Here is a 25,774-nt window from a genome sequence, read left to right on the forward strand (position 1 = left end):
AGTATAAAAATACAGAAGAAATAGAGCGAATTCAAAATCTAACAGTGTTAATTGTGTAATTTTACTGTGTATGTATTTTTGTTACTCTTTTGTGGTTAATTCATCTAGCAAAATAACAAACATCGTCTAATGTTTGTCGGTGAGTAACTTATAATTCATCAAATCTTCAATAAGATAAAGTTTTGTTAGGACAAAATTTTAAAGTTTTGGTTAGGACATGGGACATGGGGCATGGGGCATAGGGCATGGGGTATAGGGGTGTAAGGGTGTAAGGGTGTAGGGGAAGAAAATCCAATCCCCAGTACCCAGTCCCCAATCCCCAGTCCCCAATCCCCAGTCCCCAGTCCCCAATCCCCAGTCCCCAATCCCCAGTCCCCAGTCCCCAATCCCCAGTCCCCAATCCCCAGTCCCCAATCCCCAGTCCCCAATCCCTAATCCCTCTTACCTTGACTACGATGATTTGCGGCTTGTAGTAATAACGATTCAGCAAAAGCGATCGCATCACTGGCTGATTTACCACCGGCTAATTGTGCTAGTTCATCCCGACGGGTAGTCAAATCATCTAAGTTAGTCACTCGCACCACTGTACGCTGTTCGGTGTTGCCATTGTTTGATTTCTTACCTTTACCTTGGGTGATAGTTTGCTTATTCACTCTGAAATGGCGGTCTGCCATTGCTGCTACTAAGGGTTGGTGAGTAACACATAATACTTGATGATGCTGGCTGAGTTGGTGTAATTTTTCCGCGATCGCTTGGGCTACTCTTCCTGAAACTCCTACATCAATTTCATCAAATACTAATGTTCCGGCTGCGTCAGCTTGGGTAAAACAGGCTTTGAGGGCGAGTAAAAACCGGCTCATTTCCCCACCGGAAGCAATTTCTGTTAATGGTTGCAATGGTTCGCCGGGGTTGGGGCTAAACATGAAGGTGATTTTATCTGCACCCGCCGCCGTTGGTGGTGTGGGGGTAATTTCGACTTGAAACTGTACCTTTTCCATCGCCAAGGGTTTGAGTTCAGCTATCATCCGAGATTCGAGAGTAGCGGCGGTTTTTTGGCGTAATTGGGTTAATTTTTCACAGGCTTGAGTGAGTTTTTCTAAACAGGCTGCTGTTTGCTGTTCTAGACTTTCAATACTTTGTTCACCGTCGTTAAGTTCTGCTAATTCTGCTTGAATTTTTTGATAATAGGCGATCGCTTCTTGTAAACTAGGGCCATACTTCCGACAAATTTGTTTTAGCTCTCGAATGCGTTCTTCTACTTCCTCTAACCTTTGGGGATCAGCTTCTAAACTTTCGCCATAGGTGTTGATTTGTCGTGCTACTTCCATTAAAGCTGTTTGTGCATCTCTAATTAAGTCTAGGAGTGGTTGCAGTTGGCTATCATACTCCACCATGTCATTTAATGTAGCTTCACTATCACCTAATAAATCGGCTGCGGCTGGGGTTTCGTCTTCGTTTTGATACAAAGCTTGGTAGATTTTGTAACTCATTTGTTGCAAATCTACGACATGATTTAAACGTTCCCGTTCTTGTTGGAGTTGTTCTAATTCTTGGGGATCGCTGAGATTAGCTGTTGATAGTTCTTGGACTTGATAGGTGAGTAAATCTAGTTGTTGTAAACGTTCTCGTTCGGAGGTGCGGCGTTTTTCGAGGTTGGTGTGGGCTTGTTGGTAAGCACTAAAGGCTGTGGTGATGATTTGACGCTGTTTAACTAAGGAATCGCCGCCATATATATCTAACCAATCACGGACTTGGGCGGATTGTCCCACCTGTACAGTTTGACCTTGGGCGGTAATTTCCACCAAGCGATCGCGCAATTCTGTCATGATTTGGCGGTTAACTAACACACCATTGACCCGCGATCTACTGCGAATGTTACTAGATGTAGCTGTAATTTCGCGACTGATGACTATAGAACTATCATCAATTGAATCAATTTCTTGTTCCGTCAACCAAGCAGCTAAGGGCGGCGTTGAAGAGAAAGTCCCTTCCACCATCGCCCTAGCCGTTCCTGTACGAATGGCGCGACTAGAGACTTTCCCCCCTAAAATCGCATCAATCGCATCTAAAATAATCGATTTTCCTGCGCCGGTTTCACCTGTTAATACGTTCAATCCCGCGCCAAATTCCAGTTCTAGTTGATCAATTAAAGCAAAATTCTCAATTCGCAGGCAGAGCAACATCAGAACAACTCTCTGTGAAAAAGCAGGGGTGAAGGGATAGCAGGAGAGAAACACCAAGGTATCTATCGCCTACCGTAAAAGCGAAGCTTTGAACCTTAATATTTTGTTAAAAGTAGATGCCGAATATTGTCAAATTACAGGAAGTTAAGCTGAATTTTTGAGATTCGGCAAATACCTACTAATATTGAACTAGCAAGCACATTTAAGTGTAGCAAAAGTAATTAGTTATTAGTTATTAGTTATTGGTCATTAGTCATGAGAGGAGAGGGAACAGGGAACAGGGAACAGGGAACGGTTTTTCTCATCTGCTACCTTGTCTCCCCCAAACCCCCATACCCACACTCCACAAAATTAAGATTTACGAATTACTTTAAACATATTGTTACAATGCTTAACATATTCAATCCAACCGGCGGCTTTTTCTATGACTGTTAAGACACTTCCCACTAACTCCCGACCGATTGAGGGCGAAATCCAAACTATAGAACAGGCGATGTTGACAACTAGTACCGAGCCTGAAACATTGAGTTACAATCCTGCGGAAATCGCTGTTTATTATCAAGGAAGACCCTTACAGGTTTTGCGGCGCATTTTCGCAGTTTTGAGTCCTACCTTGTCCTTTGTTTTGGGCTTATGGTGGGATAGAAAACGGGGAATTGTGGTGAAAAGCGATCGCCGTCGCGCAATTCAATTAAGAGAGTTGCTGACGCGCTTGGGGCCTGCTTACATCAAAATTGGACAAGCTTTATCCACAAGACCGGATTTAGTCCCTCCCATTTATCTAGAAGAACTCACCAGATTACAAGACCAGTTACCAGCTTTTCCCAATGAAATCGCCTATCAGTTCATTGAAGAAGAATTAGGAAACGCACCAGAAGAGATTTACACCGAACTTTCCGCTACACCAATTGCGGCTGCTTCCTTGGGGCAAGTTTACAAAGGTAAACTGAAAACAGGTGAAGAAGTGGCTGTCAAAGTCCAGCGTCCTGATTTAAGAGAACGCATCACCATAGACTTATATATTTTAAGAGGGCTGGCGGCTTGGGTACAGAAACAAGTCAAGCGAGTCCGCAGTGATTTAGTCGGGATTTTAGATGAATTAGGCGATCGCATTTTTGAAGAAATGGATTATATCCATGAAGGTGAAAATGCAGAACGCTTTTTTGAATTATATGGTCATATTAAAGACATTTACGTACCGAAAATTTACTGGGAATATACTAACCGTCGTGTGTTAACGATGGAGTGGATTAACGGTACAAAGTTAACCCAAACAGCAGAAATTAACGCTCAAGGGATAGATGCACGCTATTTAATAGAAGTCGGTGTGCAGTGTTCTTTAAGACAATTACTAGAACATGGATTTTTCCATGCTGACCCCCACCCAGGTAACTTATTAGCCACACCGGATGGTAAATTAGCCTATCTTGACTTTGGGATGATGAGCGAGATTCAACCGCCCCAAAGATATGGTTTAATTGAGGCGATCGTTCACGTTGTTAACCGTGATTTTGAAGGACTAGCACAAGATTACGTCAAGCTAGATTTCCTCTCCCCAGAAACTGATTTAACCCCGATTATTCCCGCATTTTCCAAAGTCTTTGCTAACGCTCAAGGTGCTAGTGTAGCGGAATTCAACATTAAAAGCATCACTGATGACCTTTCAGAATTAATGTATGAATATCCCTTCCGCGTTCCTCCCTACTACGCCTTAATTATTCGTTCTTTGGTGACACTGGAAGGTATAGCTATATTTATAGATCCCGAATTTAAAGTATTGAGTGAAGCTTATCCTTACGTGGCTAAACGGTTATTAACTGACCCCGCACCACAATTAAGAACCTCACTCAAAGATTTACTCTTTAAAGAGGGTAGATTCCGGTGGAATCGCTTAGAAAACTTATTACGTAACGCACGCAAAAACCAAGAATACGACTTTAATTTAGTAGTCAATCAAGGTTTAGATTTCCTATCTTCTGAACGTGGTGCTTTTATCCGCGATAAGCTGGTAGATGAATTATTAAATGGACTGAACGCTGTTGGTCTAAATGTGCTGCATAACTTTACTTATCTATTGCGAGAAAGAGTAGGGATTACAGCCATTAATGAAACACCAGCCGCCACAGTTGAACAGCAACAAACCCTAGAACACATCAAAAATATCTCCAGTATTTTGAGGGAAACTCGCGGTTTTGATCCAGCAAAATTTGCACCTCAAATTGCTCAATTGTTATTTAATCCAGATGTGCAACGTTTAGGTCAACAAATTACTAATCAATTGTTGCAAAAAGCCATAGTCCGACTAATTCGGGAATTACTAGCAGCAGCAGAGGAAGCTAATAGCAATAACAATAGTGATTTAGTACAGTCATCCAATTTATCACTGACTCTCAAAAGAGGATAAAACCAATTCGCAATTAGCAATTCGCAATTCGCAACGATGCTCCCGCCCCGCTTCGCTAACGCAATGGACTAAAGTCCCGCTACGCTAACGCTAACGCCCACCAGGGGCGAAGTTTTGAATCTATCTTTTTCCGATAAAATAGATAAACCCCAACTATTGCCAGTAGTTGGGGTTTTTAAAATGATAAATTCCTATTCTACACAGTTGGGATTACCGCTAGGTGTTGCATCTGGATAGAAAGTACGAACACCGCCACTTCTTCTCACAAATACAGCCTTAAATGTTTGACCTGCATCAGTTACAGTCAAATGACAAGCTAGATTAGTGGAACTGGTGTTAGGGTTATTTTTATAACCTAAAGTTGCAATTGACAGAATTTCTTCAGCGTTAAGCGTGTAACCATAACCTTTAATAGTAGATTGAGCAGTACCGCTACCTACCTTTACAATTGCACCAATAGTGTAAATAGCATTTGGTAAAACCTCTTCGTTCGATGTATTGTTGGCTAACCGTCCAGCTAAACCTTTGTCTTGTAATTCTAAATAACGACCAACAAAATGTAAGCCACCAATTGAACCACCAGCTACAGGTTCACCACAAAATACGTGTTCAAATCCTTCGACGTTAAACCAGACATTCGTTAAATCTTCTAAGAACTGTGCATTTGATGTTCTTCCAGGTACAAGAAATCCACCTACATAGCTTTTAATATTTGCTAAAACAGTAGGGTTATTATTCATCATGGTTTGGAAATTACTAGGAGTAACTACTGTACCAGGTGCGCCACAGAGGTTGTTTACTTCTATGTCAAAGCTATTGAGAGTCGGAGACGGGGGAGTAACATCGGCGGGACTACCAAAAGCTAAACCAGAAACAGAATTGTTGATATTATCAAAAAATGGCACAGAACCAGCTGGAAGAGAAGAACCAGAAGCAGAACCATAATCTGTAATGACGATATCATCTATGTTGGTTCTATTAGTAGTTCCATCTGTTTTTCTAACTTCACAACGAACTGTTCCAGCGATATTAGGGGTGAAAGTTACGGTTTGCAGAGTTGTAGAATTAGTTGTGACTGTAGAACCAATTTGTGACCAAGAAGCACCACTATTAGTTGAACACCATAAACCCCAATTTGTACTAGCATCACTACCAAATTTAGCGTGTTTAATAGTAATTGTACCTGCACCTGTGGTGCGGTTAAATTTCATTGTGATTCTGCCACTATTGCGAATCCGAGCCGATTGTATACCAGTTTTGGCATCAGTTGATAAATTACCAATCAAAGCATCATTTAAATTCCAAATGCCCGTACTCAGGGTAACATCACCAGCAGCATAACTACCTTTAGTACCACTCTCAAAGCCTTCTGAAATTGTTGCACTGTTGGCTGGAGAGATATTCAAAGATAGTAGAAATACAGTTCCTCCTACCATCTTAAAAAGCGAAATAATCTTGGACATAAAACAACAATATTTAATTACTCAACTAAAATCTGAGTTTAAACTTCATTGTTTATAATGGGATTAACTGAATTTTAAAATTAGAAAATATCGATTTTTGTAGTGAATTATTATTAGATTTAATAGACCACCTACATAAATACTTAAAAAACAAAACTAGATAACTTCAAGAGTAACCTTCTGCGTCCTTCTTTGCGCCTCTGCGCCTACCCTGCGGGAACGCCAAGGGCGAATGCGTGAGCTTTTCCACCCTCTTATCAGCAACACCAAAAAACATTGCAAAATCCAAATAAAAACCCCAATTCCTCATAGGAATCAGGGTTAAATTAATCTAACCACAAAAAATTTTATCGACAACCCAAAGATTCACGAGTATCGACACCAGTTTTAGAATTCACCCCGCTAGCCTCAGCACAGAGTTTTTTCACCTGTGGCCTATCTAAAACCGCATTAGTAAAATCTGCCCCAGTGACATCAACATTATCAAAAGTGGAACGCAGCATCATCGCATCTGTTAACACTGCATCACTTAAATCAGCATTTTTAAACTTAGCTAGATAAGCAATACCATTACTGAAATCTACACCATGTAGATTCACACCCTCCAGAACCGTACCGTTAAACACGCCACCCCGTAAGTCAGCATTGCTAAAGTTAGCATTCTCTAAATCCACATTGGTAAACTCATTACCAATTAAACTTTGACCACTAAAATCCTTACCCTGAAACTCATCACCAGCCGAACGAGTAATGCTAGAAGAACTAGCAGCCTCCGCCGACACAGGAAACAATAATAAAGCCATCGCTAAGACAAAACTAGCTAGCACTCGCCAATATTTCATAATTTCTTCTTAACAAAACTCAACACTCCCTTTCAATATTAAACATCAGGAGGAAGGCAAACGGTAAAAAGCAAAAGGTCAAAGAAAAAAATCTTTTGCCTTTTACCTTTTTACTTTTGCCTTTTTGATGCCCATAGAATATATATTGAAGTGCGATCGCATAAGTAAAACTACCTGTGGCTAATCAACAAAACTCTGCCGAAACCTTAGCGCGAACCCCTTTATATCAACAGGGTGTAGAACTCCAAGCCCGCTTTACTAGCTTTGGTGGCTGGGAAATGCCGGTACAATATAGCGGTATTACTCGCGAACATGAAGCTGTACGCAATGTAGCCGGGATGTTTGATATTTCCCACATGGGCAAATTTACCCTCCAAGGTAAAAATCTGATTTCGCAACTCCAGAGTTTAGTACCTTCCGATTTAAGTCGTTTACAACCAGGACAAGCCCAATACACCGTATTATTAAATCCCCAAGCCGGAATCATTGACGATATCATCGTCTATTACCAAGGGGAAGATTCCACCGGTACACAACAAGCATTTATCATCGTCAATGCAGCCACCACTAGCAAAGACAAAGCATGGTTATTACAGCACCTTGACCAAAATACAGTCAGCTTTCAAGACTTATCACCAGAAAAAGTCTTAATTGCTGTACAAGGGCCAAAAGCCATCAGTTATTTACAACCCTTGGTCACAGCAGACTTACAACCCATTAAAGCCTTCGGTCACATCCAAACCACCATACTCGGTCAACCCGCCTTTATTGCCCGTACTGGTTACACTGGGGAAGATGGTTTTGAAGTATTGTTAGACCCAGAAATCGGCGTAGAACTATGGCGAAATCTGTATGAGGCTGGTGTCATTCCCTGTGGACTAGGGGCGCGAGATACCCTACGCTTAGAAGCAGCGATGGCACTTTACGGTCAAGATATCGACGACACCACCACACCCTTAGAAGCTGGCTTAAATTGGTTAGTTCATCTTGATACCAAAGGTGATTTTATCGGTCGGGAAGTTTTACAACAACAAAAAACTGCTGGTGTGCAACGCCGACTCGTCGGTTTACAAACCCAAGGAAGAAACATCGCCCGTCATGGCTACCCAGTCATTGCAGACGGTCAAGTCATCGGGGAAGTGACAAGCGGAACTCTTTCCCCCACACTAAGTTATCCCGTGGCTTTAGCTTATGTTCCTACGCAGTTTTCCAAAGTGGGACAGCAACTAGCCGTAGAAATTCGCACTAAAACATACCCAGCCACCGTAGTAAAACGTCCCTTTTACAAATCGAAAAACAAACCCTCAATTTAGAAGACCGAAGCTAACGACTATTGACTGTTGACTATTAACTTTTGACTTTTGACTATGTGTTGTAAGATACTCAAGCTTACAGTATGGTTAATTGCTAAGTATGACCTAACTTACTGTGAGAGTGATTTTTTGATATTGCAGAGGAATAGAAATGTCTTCGTTTAATTATCCTGAAGATTTAAGATATTTGGATACTCATGAATACGTGCGGCTAGATGGTGAAATAGCTACTGTGGGTATTACTGAATTTGCCGTAGACCAATTAGGTGATGTGGTATTCTTGGACTTGCCAGAAATTGGTGATTTGCTGACCAAGGGAGAAAGGTTTGGTTCGATTGAATCCGTTAAGGCTGTGGAAGAGTTAAATGCACCAGTCACCGGTACAGTTATCGAACGCAATGAGCCTTTAATTGATTCTCCCGAAGCAGTGGCGGATGACCCCTATGGAGAAGGATGGCTATTAAAACTGCGGGTGAATGACCCTGATGAATTTAATGATGCGATGACAGCAGAGGAGTATCGCGCGGAAGTGGAGGGGGCTTAGGAAGGCAAAAGGCAAAAGGTAAAAGGCAAAAGTAGAAAGAAAAGAATTGTTGGCCTTTTACCTTGGTCTTAGGGTTGAATATGCGTGATTCGGAAAGCTTTTAGAGACGTGGCGTTGCTGCGTCTTTATTGTTTTTCTCACCCTAATTAGCAAATCCTTGCATAATCTGTTAAAGAATTTACAAACTCAGGCAGCTTGTCAAGAGTATTTGTTGCAAAATATGAATAAGTTACGTCTGGAGTATTAAGTTTGTGGTATCTTTTGCATCTATTTCTCAATCTAGCGATGGGCTACGCCCCACTGAAGGCGATCGCCAACATCAATCACTAGATAAAACAGATAATTTTATACAAAGGCATATAGGCGTAAATTCCCAAGATATCCAGCAAATGCTTGATGTTTTAGGATTATCCACCCTAGACGACCTCATTGATAAAACCGTACCCGCATCTATTAGGCTAAATCAACCGCTACAATTACCAACGGCACAAACTGAGTACGCCGCCTTAGCCAAATTAAAACAAATTGCTGAGAAAAATCAGGTATTTCGCTCATACATTGGTATGGGATATTACGATGCTATTACTCCCCCAGTAATTCAACGTAATATTCTAGAAAATCCTGGTTGGTATACTGCTTACACCCCCTATCAACCAGAAATTGCCCAAGGACGACTCGAAGCCCTGCTAAATTTCCAAACCATGATTATTGATTTAACAGGTTTGGAAATTGCCAACGCCTCATTATTAGATGAAGGTACAGCCGCCGCCGAAGCTATGACGATGAGTTACGGCGTGTGTAAAAATAAAGCCACTGCCTATTTTGTTTCTCGTGAGTGTCATCCCCAAACTATCGACGTTTTACAAACACGGGCAAAACCTTTAGGTATTGAAATTATTATCGGTGATCATCAGAACTTTGATTTTGCTCAACCGATTTTCGGTGCGGTTTTGCAATATCCCGCCAGTGATGGCACTATCTATGACTACCGCGCTTTTATCACAAAAGCCCATGCTGAGGGTGCATTGGTAACGGTAGCAGCAGATCCCCTAAGTTTAACTTTACTCACCCCTCCCGGTGAATTAGGGGCAGACATCGCCGTTGGTAGCACTCAACGCTTCGGTATTCCCTTGGGTTTTGGCGGCCCTCACGCTGCATACTTCGCCACCAAGGAAGAATACAAACGACAAGTCCCAGGGCGCATTGTGGGTGTGTCGAAAGATGTCTACGGTAAAACAGCTTTGCGTCTAGCTTTGCAAACCCGTGAACAACACATCCGCCGAGAAAAAGCCACCAGTAATATTTGTACAGCCCAAGTGTTACTAGCTGTGATGGCAGGTATGTATGCCGTTTATCATGGCCCCGATGGACTAAAAAATATTGCGGCGAATATTCACCAGTTAACTGCTATTTTGGCAGCAGGTTTACAACGTCTGGGTTACAAGATTAGTTCCAAAAACTTCTTTGATACGCTGCGGGTAGAGTTGGGAACACAAAATCTAGATGCTATTCTCGCAGGTTGCCAAGCCAGAAATGTGAATTTGCGGGTTTTTGATGAGACTGCTGTCGGCATATCTTTAGATGAAACCACAACTTTAGAAGATGTCATCGAACTCTGGCAGATTTTTGCTTTGACAGATGAGTTACCCTTCACCGCCACCGAATTAACAGTTGCTTCTCATATCTCCTTACCCCGAACCAGTGCATATCTCACTCACCCCGTTTTCAACCGTTATCACTCGGAAACAGAATTACTGCGTTACCTGCACCAACTAGAAACCAAGGACTTATCCCTCAATACATCAATGATTCCCTTGGGTTCTTGCACCATGAAGTTAAACGCCACAGCCGAAATGATTCCGGTGACATGGGCAGAATTTGGGAAAATTCACCCCTTTGCACCATTATCACAAACCCAAGGTTATCAAATTCTCTTCCAGCAGCTAGAGGCGTGGCTAGCAGAAATCACCGGTTTTGCTGGAATTTCCCTGCAACCAAACGCAGGTTCGCAAGGAGAATACGCCGGACTGTTGGTAATTCGTCAATACCACGAAAGCCGACAAGAAGCACACCGCAATATTTGTTTAATTCCCACCTCAGCCCACGGGACAAACCCCGCCAGTGCGGTCATGTGTGGTATGAAAGTAGTAGCAGTTGCCTGTGATGCTGACGGTAATATTGATGTAGCTGACTTAAAAGCCAAAGCAGCCAAACACAGTCATGAACTAGCGGCGTTGATGGTGACATATCCCTCAACACATGGCGTATTTGAGGAAGCCATACAAGAAATTTGCGCCATCGTGCATAGTCACGGCGGCCAAGTCTACATGGACGGTGCAAATATGAACGCCCAAGTCGGTATTTGTCGCCCTGGTGATATTGGTGCAGATGTGTGTCACCTGAATTTACACAAAACCTTCTGTATCCCCCACGGCGGCGGCGGCCCAGGTATGGGGCCAATTGGCGTTGCATCCCATCTCGTCCCCTTCTTACCAGGACACCCAGTATTAGGGACTGGGGACACTTCGACAAGCTCAGTGCTTCGCTGGGGACTGGGGACTGGGAAAGAAGCCATACCTAATTCCCAATTCGGTGCGGTAGCGGCTGCACCTTGGGGAAGTGCTAGTATTTTGGTGATTTCTTGGATGTATATTGTGATGATGGGGGCTGCTGGGTTGACTCAAGCAACCAAAGTGGCAATTCTCAACGCCAATTACATCGCCAAGAGATTAGAAAACTACTATCCAGTGTTGTACAAAGGGCAGAATGGTCTAGTTGCCCATGAATGTATTTTAGACTTGCGATCGCTCAAAAAATCCGCCAACATCGAAATCGATGATGTAGCAAAACGCCTCATGGACTACGGTTTCCACGCCCCGACAGTCTCTTGGCCTGTGGCGGGTACAATCATGGTTGAACCCACAGAAAGCGAATCGAAGGCAGAATTAGACCGTTTCTGTGATGCGCTGATAGCAATTAGGCAAGAAATCGCCGAAATTGAGTCAGGTAAGATGGATGCTGAGGATAACCTCTTGAAAAACGCACCCCACACTCCTGAAAGCCTTATCGTTGGCGAATGGACTCACCCCTATTCCCGTGAACAAGCCGCCTATCCTGCACCGTGGACAAGGGAACATAAATTCTGGCCGAGTGTAGGTAGAATTGACGCAGCCTTTGGAGACAGAAACTTCGTTTGTTCCTGTCTCCCAATGGATGCTTATCAATAAAGCAACTTGAATTAGACCCTTTCAAGTTCCTTACTTTAAGTAAATTTAGGGATCATCACCCCATCATCCCTAAATTTACTCCTCTGCTTTTTCTATAATCTCTAATAATTCCTCTTTAGTTTGCTTCGTAAATTGAACACTAGTGATAGTAGCGAGTTCGCCACCTCCGGTTGTCAGGCTAGCTTCAGATACTTTATTAATTCAATCATTCAGCAAAGGCGTAAAGTTTCGCTTTGCGCCTTTGCGTGAAATTATCCCACAACTTCAACCTGCTGTGCTTCTGGCAATAACCGCTTCATTCCTTGCTTGACAAAACCTTGCAGAAAAGCTAACTGCTGATTTTGTTGGAAGACATTTTGTAAGGTTTGACGCAATTTATCTAAATTCAAATTATTACCAGAATCTAAAACAATTTCTTGTTGTTCAAAATATGCAATGAGACTCAATCCAGCAACTCTAGTGAGATAAGCCGCACTCACACCTTGCACTAAACCACCAGCGACAAAGGTGACAGCGTTACTTTTGAGAACTGTGCTAATAGCTTTAGTCGAAAGTTCCACTAAACCTAATTTCAACATTAAACTTCCCATTGTTCCCGCTACGGTTTGCGCTTGTTCTAGGGAAAATTTCTGCTGATAAATATTACCCAAATCCATTACCATTTGAGCATTAATCGCCGCCGTGGCTAAAATATCCAGTACTGGCACTGGGTTAGCAAAAGCAGCAGCCGCAGCTATCCACTGATATTGTTCAATAATTGGGGTAGCGCGATCGCATCTCACCCCATTTAAATAGTTTTTCGCCTCAGCTTTTAACAGTAGAGCCTGTCTAGTGGTAGTTGTCCAGACTAGCTGTTGACTTTGCTGTACTAAAATCTCATTCAATTGCTGCGTCAACTGCTGAATATCTGCTGCTGGCTGTTCCATCCATTCTTGTACAGTTCCATCAGCCTGATGCTTCCGCACTTTCACTGAGATGGGGGAAGCGGAGACAGCAACCGCATTATCTTGCTGACGTTGTTTTAATGACTGCAAAATACTAGCACGTTCATCTGGCAAATATTGGTCTTGTTTGTTGAAAACTAAGACTTGCGGCTGATTAGTTGCTGTTAATTGTTTTAAAGCTTGAAATTCCGAATCAGTTAAATCACCGTTAGTTAAGAACAAAACTAAGTCTGATTTTGCTGTTTCTGTGAGAATAGCAGCATCAGAGGTTTCTACTTCTCGAAACAAGGGTGCTGTTTCGTAAAAGCTGACTTTTTGCTGTGCTTCTTGCCAATTACTAGACTCTAGCACCTGAATTAAGGTACTTTTACCAACGGATTTACCGCCAGTCACAGCTAGTCTCAAATCTTGTCTGTCTAACTCTACAGGTAATGGGGCTAGCTGTGTTTTGAGTATCTCTAAAGCTGGATGGTTGATCGCTTCTTGCGCTAACTGATTAATAACAACTTCAGTTTTAGCGATCGCATTTACTGCTGTTTCCCGATCAGTAATGATACCACTCGGTTGTTCTGCATGGTCATGGGGGAAGTTACGCTTCCACAGCCACAAACCACCACCCACAGCTAAGAGACTGACTAAACTTAGCTCACCTACCTGCATAATTGAATGATGCCAACTTTGCACCATCCATAAGGAAAAGGATAATCCTAATCCTCCTATTAAAATTGGTCGCTGTAACTTCACAACCATGACTCTCCGAACTTTTTGGAATGTTCCAACTCAACAATAAATCAAAACCCTGCTGCACCAAATTGTAAAGGTAAGATTAACTCCCAAGCCTCACGATATTTTGCCGAACGGGGTTTACGCTGGCGTTTGTCGGTTTCGACAAGGTGTATTTCGCTACCATAGCCGATAAACACATCTACCGGAAAGACATAGAAAACATCAAGTGGTTCTATGTAGGCTAGGGCAAAATCAAAGTCTGATGGTTGATATGTTGCTCTAAGCATGAGTCGGCGATTTGTTTTAGTGCGGCGATTGTCTACAACATAATTACCAGATGGCTCATGCAACCAAGCATACTTGACTTGGATTTTAACTAAAGTTCCCTCTATATCAAATACTAAATCGTATGGCAGGCGATCGCCAATTGGTTTTAAAACACCCCAGCCACGCTTTAAAGCATGAAGCACAGCAGCTTGTTCTGCTATGTCTCCCCTCAGCTTTGTGTCCATTGGTCAGCCGAAATAACTTATATCAGCATAAAACAAAACCCTGCAATCTTTGAAGACTACAGGGTTTTATTTCTAATTTGGTGGCGGGAAGTGGATTTGAACCACTGACCTTCGGGTTATGCTTACCATCTACAACTTTCGTTGCCCAGATCAACTGGTTTGTGGTCTGGACTGTCCCTTCACCCTCGGCGTTATCGTTAGGGTGCCTGCCTTCCAGTCTCTACACCTTCTCTGTTTCCAGAGCTTGGTTCGGGATTACCGCGCTAGTGGCTTCCCCGAATTTGACAGGTAATCGCACATGAGTTTCTTCATGTACCGCCCACTGCAAAACAAACTAATAAGCGCGTAATTAGTTTTGCTAGTTGAGCCCGACGAGCTACCAGGCTGCTCTATCCCGCGTCGCTCTCGCTCTTGACTTTTCAAGTATAACCCGAAATCTCAAGTTTGGCAACTATAAAAACGATAATTCTCCCACAACCTCTAGACGCGTGTATTTGCCTGGGTTCATGAACTTTTCTGCCAAGCTTTCGGCAACACTAGGAGTAATCCAGCCCATTTGTTGCAGCAGGTGAATGGCGACGGCATATTTAGCGCGTTTAGAACCATCCATGACTTTAATCGCCAAACCCATGCCTTCACCCAGCCTCCCAATACACTGGACTCCTTCCGCGCCTGATTTGCTGACTAGTTCCCCTGGAGTAAGACGCATTAATTCCGTGTCGAATTCCCCATCGCCAGCTACCATTGCGGGGTGATGAGTCATGGCGCGGACAATACGCTCCATATCTAAGTTATTACTAGCCGCTAACAGGGCATATAAAGAAGCGATTTGACCCAATTGCATTAGATATGTAGGTGCGCCGCAGTCATCATGCGCGCTGATGAATTCTTCAGCAGGCATTCGCAGTAATTCTGCTATCTTACCGACAATTAATTGCTGTACAGGGTGTTTACGATCTAAATAATTATTCAATGGCCAGTGACGCTGCTGACACACAGCTAACATCCCCGCGTGCTTACCAGAACAGTTGTACTCCAGAGGACTACGCTTGTCCTTGGGGATGGGACACTGGAGGACTGAGGGGTCTAAGTCAGCTCGCCACAGGATATTAAACACCTGTCGGACTTGTTCTATACGTCCTTTATGAGAACTGGTGATAATTGCTAAGTCGCGATCGCTTAGATCATAACGTTCCAGTGTGCCTGTTGTGGTAACAGCCAATGCTTGGAATGGCTTGAGTGCTGAACGGACAAATGTAGCGGTTTCCGCGTTACCTGCAACAGTTAGCACCCGCCCCCGTTCGTCGCATACAACCGCCTGGACTATATGCCTCGATTCAATAATACCTTCTCGCAACAACCGGACTTCCAGTGCTGCCGCTTGAGTTCGTTTTCCCATTGTCATGGGTTACATCTATCACTTTTTAGTTATGAGTCATTGGTCAAAAGTCCATAGTCAATAGCCATTGACTTTTGACTATGGACTTTTGACTTGTTTAAAACAAATGCCAAACTATAGTACCAGTAACAAACATTCCCGCCAAGGCAGCAAGGGTAAATTTTAACCGTTGGAGGATGGGTTTAATTTCGTAGGTAACAATCAAGCGATCGCGATTTAACACTTCTTCCGGTTTGAGCCAAGTTTGGCCATCATACCAGCCTGATTCTTCATAAAACACATTTGTACTGTAGAGGCGATCGCGTATATATAACCAGCCTAGATACAAATGCACTAATCCTAAAACTACCCCGATACTGGCCCCAGCAGCACCACAGAGCAGGAAATGCGCTAGTTGTTTGTTTGGTGGAAAACTAGCTGCGGCGACTGGCCCTGCAACTAGCCACGATAAAGCCCAAATCCACGCTAATTTCTGGATATACTGCGGCCAATGTAAGGTGCAGTCACGAAATAGCCAAGCAGTTTTTAGCTCTTCATACTCATTAAGAGGCTGTTGTTCTGTGGGTACTGGGCAATTTACCAGTGAGGAATTCATCATATTGGACTACCACCACCTTCTTGAGAGTTGGGAAGGGAAATGCGTTCTGCATGAATCCAGAATGCTTCTAAATTATAAAATTCCCTTTCCTTTGGCATCATAATATGTACAATTACGTCGCCGTAGTCTTGTAATACCCAGCTACCTTCCGCTTTGCCTTCTGTCCGTAGAGGACGGCGTTGCAACTCAGTTTCTACTTGATCTTCAATTGATTGTGCGATCGCCCTGACTTGTACTCTAGAATAGCCAGTTGTCATGACAAAATAATCTGCTAGGTACGAGACATCTGCTACCTTCAAAACTATGATGTCCCCAGCTTTGCGATCCGATGCGGCTTCGGCAATTATGAGAGCCAAATTGCGACTTGCATCATTTTCACCCTCTGAAGTTCTGAGCGCGCTTTTGGTGACAGAGACGGATTGTAATGGTAAATTTCCTTGGAAATAATCAGACATTCAACCTCAGGTGCTTTATCCCTTTTGTGATGTTTTTGAGAATTACTGACAAGCTCCAACTAAGCGATAAGTGCGTGTTGGTTTTTTTGAATACTAACAAAAAAACAGATGTTTATGGGATTGCCTAATATATTGCAATACTCATGAGAGCCAATCACAGTGCTAGTGACTGTAGCGTTTACATCACTAATCGCTGGCATAGTTGGTAAATAATATCTGGAGTCAGGTGTTTTTTGGTGCGGTTAACAGACTCATCAACTTAATATTGCATGGCGATCGCTACTGCTGGACTCTATTAAACAGTATATAGCATAACTAGTTTGAGAGTGGTGAGTTGTGAGTGCTGAGTGTTTAGTGATCAGTTCTTTAATTCTGAATTTTGTAGACGCAAGCCTTTCCTTCTCTACAAGAGGCTACGCCAACGGAACGCTAGGCGAACCCGTAGGGTATTGTGAATTGATTTGAGTTTTGTTAGCAGTAGGGCGTGTTTAGCCTGTGCTGAGTAGAAATTCTAGTACCTAGTCAAGAATTTCACAAATGACAAAACAGGACTTGGGGAATCTAGAATTTATAACCCAATGTCCTGAATTTGTGTTTTATGTTGTTTGACTAACTGAGTAGAGGTTTAAGCATGGAAAGAAACTAGACTTCTTGCTTGGAGACTACTTCTGAGCCAACTTTTTCAGCATCCGCAGTCACAGCATAAAATAGATTTTCATACTGGTTTAAAGCTTGCTCAAAAGCGTACTGCTCTACAGCATATTTCCGGCTGTTGTAGCCTAGAGTTTTAGCTTTTTCTGGATGTTGATATAGCTCTAAAGTTGCTTTAGCTAAAGCTTCAGGATCTTCAGGAGCAACAACTACACCGCCTCCACTTTGTCTAATGGCTTTAGCCGCCGTACCGCTTTGGGGTACGGAAGCAATGATGGCTCGACCACTAGCCAGTAAAACTTGAATTTTAGATGGCATATTGAAGGAAATTACATTCTTCTTCTGCACGACTAAACCAATATCTGCTGCTGCTAACATTTGTGGCAGATGCTCACGGGGTTGAAACGGTAGTAACAAAACGTTATCAGCACCACAGTCTAAGCAATATTGTTGTAGTCTCTGCAAGCCTTTAGCTTCCCCAACAATCACAAAGGCAATTTCTGGAATATGACGTAACATCGCCGCCGCTTTAATCACAGTTTCTAAGCCTTGTGTCAAAGCAATGTTACCAGAATATAAGACTACAAATTTGTCATTGAGGTTATGTGCAGCCCGAAAAGGGTTGTTTTCCTTTGGTAAGGGACGAATAAAATTGACATCTACCCAATTGGGGATTTGATCAATTTTTTGTTCTGGTACACCCTTAGAGAGTAAATTGTCTACAAACCCATCGGCAATAACGCTAACTTTAGTAGCACTTCTATAAGCAAATTTTTCCAACAGGGAAAAGACTTTAATTAACCATTTATTTTTGAGTAAACCCACATGAATGGCTGCTTCCGGTAAAATATCCTGTAAATTCAAAACTACAGGACAAGCACGCAACCATCCTAACAAGGACGCAGGTACACAAACTGGTAATGATGGTGATGTGGATAAAATCACATCCGGCCGCCAGCCTAAAAGGGCTGGCCAAAAACTGGTAGCAACGAAACTCGCATCAAGTAAAACTCGATCTATCAGTTTGGGTTGTGGACGAATCCAAACAAAACTTCGTTGAATCTGGACACCATTTTTGTATTCATTAACATACCATTTACCCCGATATCCTTCGTAAATTTGCCTTTCAGGGTAGTTTGGCATGGCTGTGACTACCCGCACTTGGTGTCCTCTTTTTACCAGTCCCTCTGCTAATTCCGTCATCAGTGGGGCAATCCCAATCGGTTCTGGATAGTAATTGTAAGAGTAGATTAAAATCCGCATAACAAATTAGTCAGAATTCCCTGGCGATTTTGGAACATTAAAAATTTTGTCTTAATTGAATGTTGCTCTTTTGTAAAAGCATCTTTTAAGACTGAACATATCTAATTTTGACTTTAGACAGCCGATTTGTCAGTGTTTTCTAATTAAAGATTAAGTAAATATTATAGTGACTTTCTTAGGTATGTTATGGACTATTGTAGTTTCATTGCTGGGAAAATCACTGATATTTGCTATATCTAAATCTAAGCATAAATTCTGTGAGGATTAATTAAACTTTCTACTAACAATCAGTACATATTTGTAAAGTGTAAGTAAAAGCTAGTGTTTAAGCAAGTGTAATCGTTTTTATTTAATTAGAAATACAGTGCTTATCAACTAAAGAAAGTCTATATCCCATGAGGATGAATTTCAGTAATAATAGGGATGTCAACGATTACCTAATTTAGATTGGCTGAATTTTTTAATTTTTAATCAATTCATTAGCCCAGTATCCTAACACAAAAAGCAACATTTAACTTAAATATCCCTCATATTGGCTATTTTACGCCCAAAATTTTCAGGACATAAATCTAGTTCTCCACATATTAATGATGACGCGATGCCTTGATAATCAAGAACTTTGACAGCTTGTAGCCGGCTTTAAAACTTCAATGCGATAAGGTTGATCTATTAAGTTGTAGATATTTTGATGATGATTATTTTCTTAACACCAGAAAACAATCATCATCAAAACCTGAAATATTTAAACAGAGACAATGATTTGAGTTGATTTCTGACATTTGGTGAGAATACTACGATAAGCTTGAGTGTTTGCCTAGTGACTTGAGTCATAATTAGGGACAAAATTCTGATAGTGATCAAGGGGGAGCATCTCATCAGAGATTTCTGGGAATCATATAGTGCTAGGTGTGAAAATAGCAACACTATGTAGACGAAAAAGTTACAGATAATGTTTCGGAGTGAATCCACTCCTGAGACAGATTGACAGAAAATACATAAATTTGAAAATTTCAGTGATTACTGGTAATGGTATTTAACTAACTTCATTGAAAATCACTAAACTTTCGGAAATTTTCCGCACAAAGAGATACTTCCAACGCAAAAAAATATCCCATCGCTTAGATAGGTAAGCAAGGGAGTTAGAGCTTTAGTGTGTATAAATGCGGATTTCTAGAGGATTTGCGAGAGAAATTTGCGAGTTCGTTCTTCTTGGGGTTGGGTGAAAAATTGATCTGGTGTAGCTGATTCGACTAAATTTCCACCATCCATTAAAACTACACGGTCAGCCACTTCACGGGCAAATCCCACTTCATGGGTAACTACTACCATTGTCATACCTTCAGAGGCAAGCTGTCGCATGACATCTAACACTTCTCTAACCATTTCTGGGTCTAGTGCAGATGTAGGTTCGTCGAATAGCATAATTTTAGGCTGCATAGCTAAAGCACGGGCGATCGCCACCCGTTGCTGTTGTCCTCCAGATAGCTGTCCTGGATATTTATTAGCTTGAGCTAAGATTCCTACTCGTTCTAATAGTTGCATAGCCAATTCTTCGGCCTTGGCTTTCTGCCAGCGACGTACCCAAATAGGGGCTAGAGTGATATTTTGCAGCACTGTCAAATGGGGAAATAAATTAAACTGTTGAAATACCATCCCTACTTCTCGCCGAATTGCGTCTATGTTTCGCAAGTCATGGCTGAGAGTTATACCATCAATGTTAATTTTGCCTTTTTGGTATTCTTCTAAGGCATTAAATGTGCGAATAAAAGTTGATTTTCCTGAACCAGAAGGCCCCATTAAAACTACGACTTCTCCACGGTAGACTGTTAAACTCACACCTTGGAGGACATGAAATTTGCCATACCATTTATGAACATCTTCAGCAATAATGATGGGTATTTGTTCGCTCATGAGTGTTTACCGGAAAATAGGGGATTGGGGACTGGGGACTGGGGATTGGGGACTGGGGAGACAAGGGAGACAAGGGAGACAAGGGAGAAGTAATGAGTAATGAGTAATGAGTAATGAGTAATCAATTCAAAATTCAAAATGAAAGCTTCTGTTCCCTGTTCCCTGTTACCTAATGACTAATGACTAATGACTATTGACTCAACTTTTTCTCTAGTCTTCGGGAAGTTAGAGACATAGAGTAACAGAATAGCCAGTAAATTAAACCGATAAATAAATATACTTCTGCGTAACGACCGATAAATTGAGGCTGTGCCAATATAGAACGGGCCATTCCTGTAAGTTCTACTAAGCCCACAAGGGATACTAGGGAAGTATCTTTAAATAAGCCGATAAATTGCCCGACAATGGCGGGAATTACTGCTCTTAAAGCTTGCGGTAAAACAATAAATATTACTGTTAGAGGTGTGTTTAATCCTAATGCTTTGGCAGCTTCTATTTGTCCGCGAGAAATAGCCTGTAGTCCACCACGGATATTTTCTGCCATATAAGCAGCACTGAACAATACTAAACCTGCGATCGCTCTTACTACTTTGTCTAAACGTACATCGGCAGCAAAAAACAGGGGTAACATGAATTGGGCGAGAAATAAAATCCCAATTAGGGGAACTCCGCGCACAATTTCAATGTAAAGAATACAAAACCAACGCACTACAGGCAAATTGCTAGTTCTTCCTAAAGCCAGTAAAACCCCTATAGGAAAGGACAACACAATACTAACTGCGGCCATTAGTAAGGTCAGTAACAAACCATTCCACGAATTGCTGGATACAGGCAATAAACCAAATCCACCACCAATTAACCACAAAATCACAGGGAAAGATAACAACCATATTAAGGAAAGCCAAGGTGCAATAAATTTAGCAATGGTGAACTTTTGCTTACCCAAGAATGTCCCGACTGTGATTGTGCTTAAAGTCGTAATAATGGCTAATACAAACCAAATTCGCCAGTATTGACTTTGAGGATATCTACCAACTAAAAATAAGTGTAAGTTGACTTGAATTACTGCCCATTGTGCTTGAGTAGTAGCCCAAATCAAAACTCCCCGCACCAACGAAAATAGTAACACCAAGCACATCACAGTTAATAAACTGTTGTACCAACTGTTAAAGAGGTTTTTACGTAGCCAATTTAGTTGTTTAGTCATTAGTCAATAGTCAACTGTTGTTACTTACCTTTCTCTAATTTGGACTCTGCGATTAAATAGGTTCATGATTAGAGAGATGGTTAAACTGAGGGTGAGGTAGGTGAGGGTGAGAATTAACATGACCTCTACGGATCTACCTGTTTGGTTAAAAGTCGTAGAAGCAACAAAATAGATGTCAGGATAGCCGATCGCGATCGCTAAACTGGAATTTTTGGTGAGATTGAGATATTGGCTAGTCAATGGGGGAATAATTACCCGCAAGGCTTGGGGCAGAATAATTAAACGCATAATAATACTAGGATTAAAACCTAGCGATCGCGCCGCTTCCCATTGTCCTTTGGGAACTGAACTAATCCCACCCCGAACGATTTCTGCAATGAATGCACCTGTATAGAATGTCAATCCTAAAAGTAAAGCCGCAAACTCTGGAGAGAGGTTAAACCAAGGTGTTGCTATGCCATTTTGACTGAAACTCAAAAATCCCCATAGACTGATTTGATTGTCTATCTTGGGAAAACTTAAGAAAACAGCAAAGTACCAAAACAACAATTGCAACAGTAGCGGTGTATTGCGGAAGACTTCGACATAAACCAGCATGATGTTCCTGACTAGCCAGTTGTCAGAGAGTCTGCCAATTCCAGCCATAACACCGATGATTGTGGTGAAAATAATTCCTAATACTGCTACGCGCAATGAGTTAATCAGTCCCACCCATAAGGCGCGACTATAGGAATCGGTTGGTTGATAAGCGATTGGTGTTTCGCCAATATCAAACGATGCTTGTTGCTTTAAAAAGCCGAAACCAAACTGAATGCCTAATTGTTGTAAGTTGCGATTGAGATTTATCCACAGTATCGCCACAATAGCAAGTGCTAAAACTACAGCAATCAGTTGTCCAGCAATTCGCCAAAAGCGATCATCTCGCCAAAAAGGGGGTTTAGTGTTGGTCATTAGTTATTAGTCAATAGTCATTAGGGAACAGGGAACAGGGAACAGGGAACAGGGAACAGAAGCTTTCATTTTGAATTTTGAATTGATTACTCATTACTCATTACTCATTACTTCTCTCTTGTCTCCCCAATCCCCAGTCCCCAGTCCCCAATCCCTTTACCGGAACGGTGGCGAATACAACAGTCCACCTTTTGTCCACTGCTGATTTTGGCCGCGAGGGAGGTTGAGTTTGGTTTTGGGGCCGAGGTTGCGATCGTAAATCTCGCCATAGTTCCCAACGTGTTTGATGGCTTTCGCAGCAAAGTCGTTAGTTAAGCCGAGTCCTTCACCTAAATTGCCCTCAGTTCCCAATAAACGCTTGACATCTGGATCGTTACTGGTGGCTAATTGTCCGACGTTCTGGGAGTTAATGCCCAATTCTTCTGCTTTAATCAGGGCATAAACTACCCAAGTTAGAGTATCACGCCATTTAGTATTGCCTTTGGCTACTGCTGGTGCTAGGGGTTCGGAAGAGATGACTTCATCTAAGATGACGTTATCTTCAGGTTTGGGGAGGGTTGTACGTCGAGAAACTAAAGCAGAGCGATCAGCGGTTACGGCTTCACAACGTCCTTGGGCATATGTAGCAAAGGTGACGTTAACATCTTCAAAAACTACGGGTTTGTAGGTAATACCGCGTTTCCGCATCTGGTCGGCTAAATTCTGCTCGGTAGTTGTACCTGTTTGTACGCAAATAGCCTTATCTTTCAAGTCTGCTAGAGACTTAATGTTGCTATTTTTACGCACCATAATAGCTTGTCCATCATAAAAAACCACGGGTGCAAACTCTAAACCTACTGAGGTAGCGCGGCTTAATGTCCAGGTTGTGTTCCGGCTGAGAATGTCTACTTCCCCTGTTTGTAAGGCTGTAAATCTTTCTTTGGCACTGAGGTTACGGTATTCTACGGCATCTGGATTATCAAACAAAGCCGCCGCTACGGCACGACAAATATCTACATCTATTCCGCTATATTTGCCGTCTGTACCAACAAAACTAAATCCTGGTACTTCGCCACTGACTCCACAAATTATCTGTCCACGGTTTTTGACAGTATCCCAGCGATCTGCTGATGTGTTACTGGGATTTGTGGTTTGTGCTGTGTTACCACCACAAGCTGTAGTCGCAAATATTAAGGATGTCCCTAGAATTAAAGTTAATTTCCTCATACTTCAAAGCTGATTGTTCCTAAAGATGTGTTTGTAAATACAATATTTGTATGAAATCAGATTTACTCCTGTAATATAAAGCTTTTTTAGCCCCTATTGTTGCACTTTTATGCACTGCCGAAATATTGATGATTTTCTTGATTTGTTGATTTTGTATTTATAGAAAATCAATTCTCATATTTACAGCTTTGATAAACTATATAAAATACTTGCTGTTGTTAATTTTTGGGGTTAAACAATCTTCTTCTGAAAATCTGTGATTTTTTGATTTTTTAGTGTAATGTCTATCTAAAAATCAAAAGATAAATATTTGATAATTCGTAATTAAATAAAAGATGAACCTGTTCATGGTTGGCAGATTTATTGATGCTGCGTTTTGAGTGAAGAGATTGTGGCTAGAGTCTTGTAGAAAAGCGATTGGAATTTTTCGTTGTGATGATGTCACTGCTCAAGGAGAAAGATTTGATTAACATATTTGATTTATGGGATTAATAGTAGGATTTCATATTTTTGGGTGGCAAAGTCAGAGAATCTAGACTTTTTAATGAAAATATGGATGTTTTTTTCAACTAATTCAATCCAAGCGATCGCCACTAAGGGGTTAAACTAGTCTTCGTGACAGCTGCTCCACCGTTACTTAAAGAGGGTTTTATGGGAGCTAACCTCAAGCAAATTGCCAATTACTTAGACAAACTAGGCTGGGACTACCGTCTTGATGAGGAAGAGGACAGAATTATCACAGGTGTAGAAGCTGATAATTTAGAAGATTTTTTAATAGTTGTTCAACTAGATGAAGAGGGCAAATTTTTTCGCCTATTCGCGCCTCATGTTCTTCCAGGAGTGGAGAACCATCCCTACAAGGCGGCTATTTTACAGACGATGTTGGCTATTTCTTGGGAAACAAAAATGCTCCAGTGGGAATATGACCCCTCAGATGGTGAAATTCGTGCCATTATTGAGTTTCCCCTAGAAGACGCACTGCTAACGGAAAGACAATTTCATCGTTGTCTGAGTGGATTAATTCAAATTGTTGACAATATAGCTATCCCCCGTTTGCATGAGGTGATGGCCACAGGTAACGATCCAGGAAATATAGAACTGGGGGAAAGAATTTTGCTGAGTATCCAAGAAGAAGCACCAGGATTGCTGGATTTACTGGCAAAGGCAATTGAAGCCAGAAAGCGAAGAGGAAGTTTTCCTACAGAGTGAGACGAAACACCACTTAAATAGCTATACTCCAAAGTGATACCCTCACTATATACTAAAATTTTCTAGGGCTGGATTTTATGACATCCTATGCAACCTCCTCTGCCAAAGCGGAAATGAGTGAACTCCGGCGGTTAAAAGGCTTACTACCGCCAGAATTGCAGAGTTGGGTCACGGTTGAAGGCACAACTGAGGTCAATCCACCCCTGATCCGCAGCGAAGAAATTGGTAAAGACCAAGTAGAGATTCAAATTGACTTGGTGAAATGGGATACTCTAGCAATGGATCAGCGTAATCTGCTGTTCTGGCATGAAGTAGCCCGCATTCAAAATGACACAATTCCCAAGGATGGTTGGGAAATGGCAGCTTTAGCCATCGGTTTAGGTGGTGCTGTCGGTGAGTTGTGGGTACAGGATGGATTATTGCTAGTGTTAGCTTTGGCACTGTGTGGTGTGTCAGGCTGGCGACTATATCAAAAGAATAATGGCGAGAAGCAAATGCGAGAATTAGTTGATGCTGATGAAAAAGCGATCGCACTAGCAACTCGTTTCGGTTATAGTCTCCCTAATGCTTACAAGAGTCTAGGTAGTGCCTTAAAAACCCTGATCGATAATACTCCAAGTAAACGCCAACGTTCCCGCTATGAAGCCAGGCTTTCCGCTCTCAAGCGCAGTGCTAATAAAGCGAAGTCTAAATCTAGAAGCACAGAAGACGGCGGAATTTAATCTGCAAAAATTAATTAGGGTGGGAAATACCCACCCCATGATTT

The 25,774-nt window shown here is 42.0% G+C and carries 19 protein-coding genes; 6 read left to right on the forward strand and 13 right to left on the reverse strand.

Features of this window, described 5'->3' with window-relative positions; genetic code table 11:
- Positions 1 to 431: 431 nt before the first annotated feature.
- Positions 432 to 2,183: a DNA repair protein RecN gene (gene recN / locus ACQFX9_RS07550; RefSeq protein WP_427161420.1), complete on the reverse strand. Its 1,752-nt coding sequence runs from the start codon at positions 2,181 to 2,183 to the stop codon at positions 432 to 434.
- Between the two features lie 424 nt (positions 2,184 to 2,607).
- Between recN and ACQFX9_RS07555 the strand changes: the two genes are divergently transcribed.
- Positions 2,608 to 4,587 (forward strand): ABC1 kinase family protein, encoded by a 1,980-nt coding sequence (locus ACQFX9_RS07555; protein ID WP_427161421.1) that lies wholly within the window; start codon positions 2,608 to 2,610, stop codon positions 4,585 to 4,587.
- 191 nt (positions 4,588 to 4,778) lie between these two features.
- Here ACQFX9_RS07555 and ACQFX9_RS07560 read toward each other — a convergent pair whose 3' ends face one another.
- Positions 4,779 to 6,050 carry an EndoU domain-containing protein gene (locus ACQFX9_RS07560; protein ID WP_427161422.1) on the reverse strand — a complete coding sequence of 424 codons (1,272 nt, stop codon included), beginning with the start codon at positions 6,048 to 6,050 and terminating at the stop codon, positions 4,779 to 4,781.
- A gap of 347 nt (positions 6,051 to 6,397) precedes the next feature.
- Complete coding sequence (locus ACQFX9_RS07565; protein WP_427161423.1) at positions 6,398 to 6,892, reverse strand: pentapeptide repeat-containing protein; 495 nt, start codon at positions 6,890 to 6,892, stop codon at positions 6,398 to 6,400.
- 176 nt (positions 6,893 to 7,068) lie between these two features.
- On the opposite strand from ACQFX9_RS07565, the gene gcvT reads away from it, so the two are divergent.
- The 3 genes from gcvT (at position 7,069) to gcvP (ending at position 11,976) form a co-directional block, all read left to right on the forward strand.
- A complete protein-coding gene (gcvT, locus tag ACQFX9_RS07570) occupies positions 7,069 to 8,205 on the forward strand; it encodes a glycine cleavage system aminomethyltransferase GcvT (protein ID WP_427161424.1) in 1,137 nt (378 codons plus the stop codon).
- Between the two features lie 151 nt (positions 8,206 to 8,356).
- Complete coding sequence (gene gcvH / locus ACQFX9_RS07575) at positions 8,357 to 8,749, forward strand: glycine cleavage system protein GcvH (RefSeq protein WP_427161425.1); 393 nt, start codon at positions 8,357 to 8,359, stop codon at positions 8,747 to 8,749.
- A 251-nt stretch (positions 8,750 to 9,000) separates the two neighbouring features.
- Positions 9,001 to 11,976, forward strand: a complete 2,976-nt coding sequence (gene gcvP / locus ACQFX9_RS07580) for an aminomethyl-transferring glycine dehydrogenase (protein WP_427161426.1) — start codon at positions 9,001 to 9,003, stop codon at positions 11,974 to 11,976.
- A 251-nt stretch (positions 11,977 to 12,227) separates the two neighbouring features.
- Here gcvP and ACQFX9_RS07585 read toward each other — a convergent pair whose 3' ends face one another.
- The 10 genes from ACQFX9_RS07585 to ACQFX9_RS07630 all read right to left on the reverse strand — a co-directional run bounded on the left by ACQFX9_RS07585 (position 12,228) and on the right by ACQFX9_RS07630 (position 23,799).
- Positions 12,228 to 13,670, reverse strand: a complete 1,443-nt coding sequence (locus tag ACQFX9_RS07585) for a YcjF family protein (RefSeq protein ID WP_427161427.1) — start codon at positions 13,668 to 13,670, stop codon at positions 12,228 to 12,230.
- 41 nt (positions 13,671 to 13,711) lie between these two features.
- The gene (locus ACQFX9_RS07590; RefSeq protein WP_427161428.1) at positions 13,712 to 14,158 is read right to left on the reverse strand and encodes a group I intron-associated PD-(D/E)XK endonuclease; all 447 of its coding nucleotides are present in this window, start codon (positions 14,156 to 14,158) and stop codon (positions 13,712 to 13,714) included.
- A gap of 451 nt (positions 14,159 to 14,609) precedes the next feature.
- The gene (locus ACQFX9_RS07595; RefSeq protein WP_427161429.1) at positions 14,610 to 15,563 is read right to left on the reverse strand and encodes an asparaginase; all 954 of its coding nucleotides are present in this window, start codon (positions 15,561 to 15,563) and stop codon (positions 14,610 to 14,612) included.
- 91 nt (positions 15,564 to 15,654) lie between these two features.
- Complete coding sequence (locus tag ACQFX9_RS07600; RefSeq protein WP_427161430.1) at positions 15,655 to 16,155, reverse strand: CGLD27 family protein; 501 nt, start codon at positions 16,153 to 16,155, stop codon at positions 15,655 to 15,657.
- Positions 16,152 to 16,610, reverse strand: coding sequence for a ribosome silencing factor (rsfS, locus tag ACQFX9_RS07605; RefSeq protein WP_236142876.1), 459 nt, complete (start codon positions 16,608 to 16,610; stop codon positions 16,152 to 16,154). The genes ACQFX9_RS07600 and rsfS overlap by 4 nt, the downstream gene beginning before the upstream one ends.
- A 642-nt stretch (positions 16,611 to 17,252) precedes the next feature.
- Entirely contained in the window at positions 17,253 to 18,524 is a 1,272-nt protein-coding gene (locus ACQFX9_RS07610) for a glycosyltransferase family 4 protein (protein ID WP_427161431.1), read from the reverse strand.
- Between the two features lie 1,170 nt (positions 18,525 to 19,694).
- The gene (locus tag ACQFX9_RS07615) at positions 19,695 to 20,435 is read right to left on the reverse strand and encodes an amino acid ABC transporter ATP-binding protein (RefSeq protein ID WP_103140431.1); all 741 of its coding nucleotides are present in this window, start codon (positions 20,433 to 20,435) and stop codon (positions 19,695 to 19,697) included.
- Between the two features lie 190 nt (positions 20,436 to 20,625).
- Complete coding sequence (locus ACQFX9_RS07620) at positions 20,626 to 21,642, reverse strand: amino acid ABC transporter permease (RefSeq protein WP_427161432.1); 1,017 nt, start codon at positions 21,640 to 21,642, stop codon at positions 20,626 to 20,628.
- Between the two features lie 24 nt (positions 21,643 to 21,666).
- Entirely contained in the window at positions 21,667 to 22,593 is a 927-nt protein-coding gene (locus tag ACQFX9_RS07625; RefSeq protein WP_427161433.1) for an amino acid ABC transporter permease, read from the reverse strand.
- Between the two features lie 156 nt (positions 22,594 to 22,749).
- The gene (locus ACQFX9_RS07630; protein ID WP_427161434.1) at positions 22,750 to 23,799 is read right to left on the reverse strand and encodes an amino acid ABC transporter substrate-binding protein; all 1,050 of its coding nucleotides are present in this window, start codon (positions 23,797 to 23,799) and stop codon (positions 22,750 to 22,752) included.
- 651 nt (positions 23,800 to 24,450) lie between these two features.
- Between ACQFX9_RS07630 and ACQFX9_RS07635 the strand changes: the two genes are divergently transcribed.
- Both ACQFX9_RS07635 and ACQFX9_RS07640 read left to right on the forward strand, forming a co-directional pair.
- Positions 24,451 to 25,008 (forward strand): hypothetical protein, encoded by a 558-nt coding sequence (locus ACQFX9_RS07635; RefSeq protein WP_103140925.1) that lies wholly within the window; start codon positions 24,451 to 24,453, stop codon positions 25,006 to 25,008.
- 77 nt (positions 25,009 to 25,085) lie between these two features.
- The gene (locus ACQFX9_RS07640) at positions 25,086 to 25,730 is read left to right on the forward strand and encodes a DUF3318 domain-containing protein (protein WP_427161435.1); all 645 of its coding nucleotides are present in this window, start codon (positions 25,086 to 25,088) and stop codon (positions 25,728 to 25,730) included.
- Positions 25,731 to 25,774: the final 44 nt, after the last annotated feature.

Source organism: Aliinostoc sp. HNIBRCY26, assembly GCF_050235535.1.
Classification (GTDB): domain Bacteria; phylum Cyanobacteriota; class Cyanobacteriia; order Cyanobacteriales; family Nostocaceae; genus Trichormus.

Excerpts from the sequence above, each read along its gene's own strand:
- ACQFX9_RS07585 (WP_427161427.1), bottom strand. The coding sequence starts at position 13,670 with ATGGTTGTGAAGTTACAGCGACCAATTTTAATAGGAGGATTAGGATTA.
- recN (WP_427161420.1), bottom strand. The coding sequence starts at position 2,183 with ATGTTGCTCTGCCTGCGAATTGAGAATTTTGCTTTAATTGATCAACTA.
- ACQFX9_RS07610 (WP_427161431.1), bottom strand. The coding sequence starts at position 18,524 with ATGCGGATTTTAATCTACTCTTACAATTACTATCCAGAACCGATTGGG.
- ACQFX9_RS07630 (WP_427161434.1), bottom strand. The coding sequence starts at position 23,799 with ATGAGGAAATTAACTTTAATTCTAGGGACATCCTTAATATTTGCGACT.
- ACQFX9_RS07635 (WP_103140925.1), top strand. The coding sequence starts at position 24,451 with ATGGGAGCTAACCTCAAGCAAATTGCCAATTACTTAGACAAACTAGGC.
- ACQFX9_RS07555 (WP_427161421.1), top strand. The coding sequence starts at position 2,608 with ATGACTGTTAAGACACTTCCCACTAACTCCCGACCGATTGAGGGCGAA.
- ACQFX9_RS07620 (WP_427161432.1), bottom strand. The coding sequence starts at position 21,642 with ATGACTAAACAACTAAATTGGCTACGTAAAAACCTCTTTAACAGTTGG.
- gcvH (WP_427161425.1), top strand. The coding sequence starts at position 8,357 with ATGTCTTCGTTTAATTATCCTGAAGATTTAAGATATTTGGATACTCAT.
- ACQFX9_RS07590 (WP_427161428.1), bottom strand. The coding sequence starts at position 14,158 with ATGGACACAAAGCTGAGGGGAGACATAGCAGAACAAGCTGCTGTGCTT.
- ACQFX9_RS07595 (WP_427161429.1), bottom strand. The coding sequence starts at position 15,563 with ATGACAATGGGAAAACGAACTCAAGCGGCAGCACTGGAAGTCCGGTTG.
- ACQFX9_RS07565 (WP_427161423.1), bottom strand. The coding sequence starts at position 6,892 with ATGAAATATTGGCGAGTGCTAGCTAGTTTTGTCTTAGCGATGGCTTTA.
- ACQFX9_RS07560 (WP_427161422.1), bottom strand. The coding sequence starts at position 6,050 with ATGTCCAAGATTATTTCGCTTTTTAAGATGGTAGGAGGAACTGTATTT.
- ACQFX9_RS07640 (WP_427161435.1), top strand. The coding sequence starts at position 25,086 with ATGACATCCTATGCAACCTCCTCTGCCAAAGCGGAAATGAGTGAACTC.
- rsfS (WP_236142876.1), bottom strand. The coding sequence starts at position 16,610 with ATGTCTGATTATTTCCAAGGAAATTTACCATTACAATCCGTCTCTGTC.
- ACQFX9_RS07625 (WP_427161433.1), bottom strand. The coding sequence starts at position 22,593 with ATGACCAACACTAAACCCCCTTTTTGGCGAGATGATCGCTTTTGGCGA.
- ACQFX9_RS07600 (WP_427161430.1), bottom strand. The coding sequence starts at position 16,155 with ATGATGAATTCCTCACTGGTAAATTGCCCAGTACCCACAGAACAACAG.
- ACQFX9_RS07615 (WP_103140431.1), bottom strand. The coding sequence starts at position 20,435 with ATGAGCGAACAAATACCCATCATTATTGCTGAAGATGTTCATAAATGG.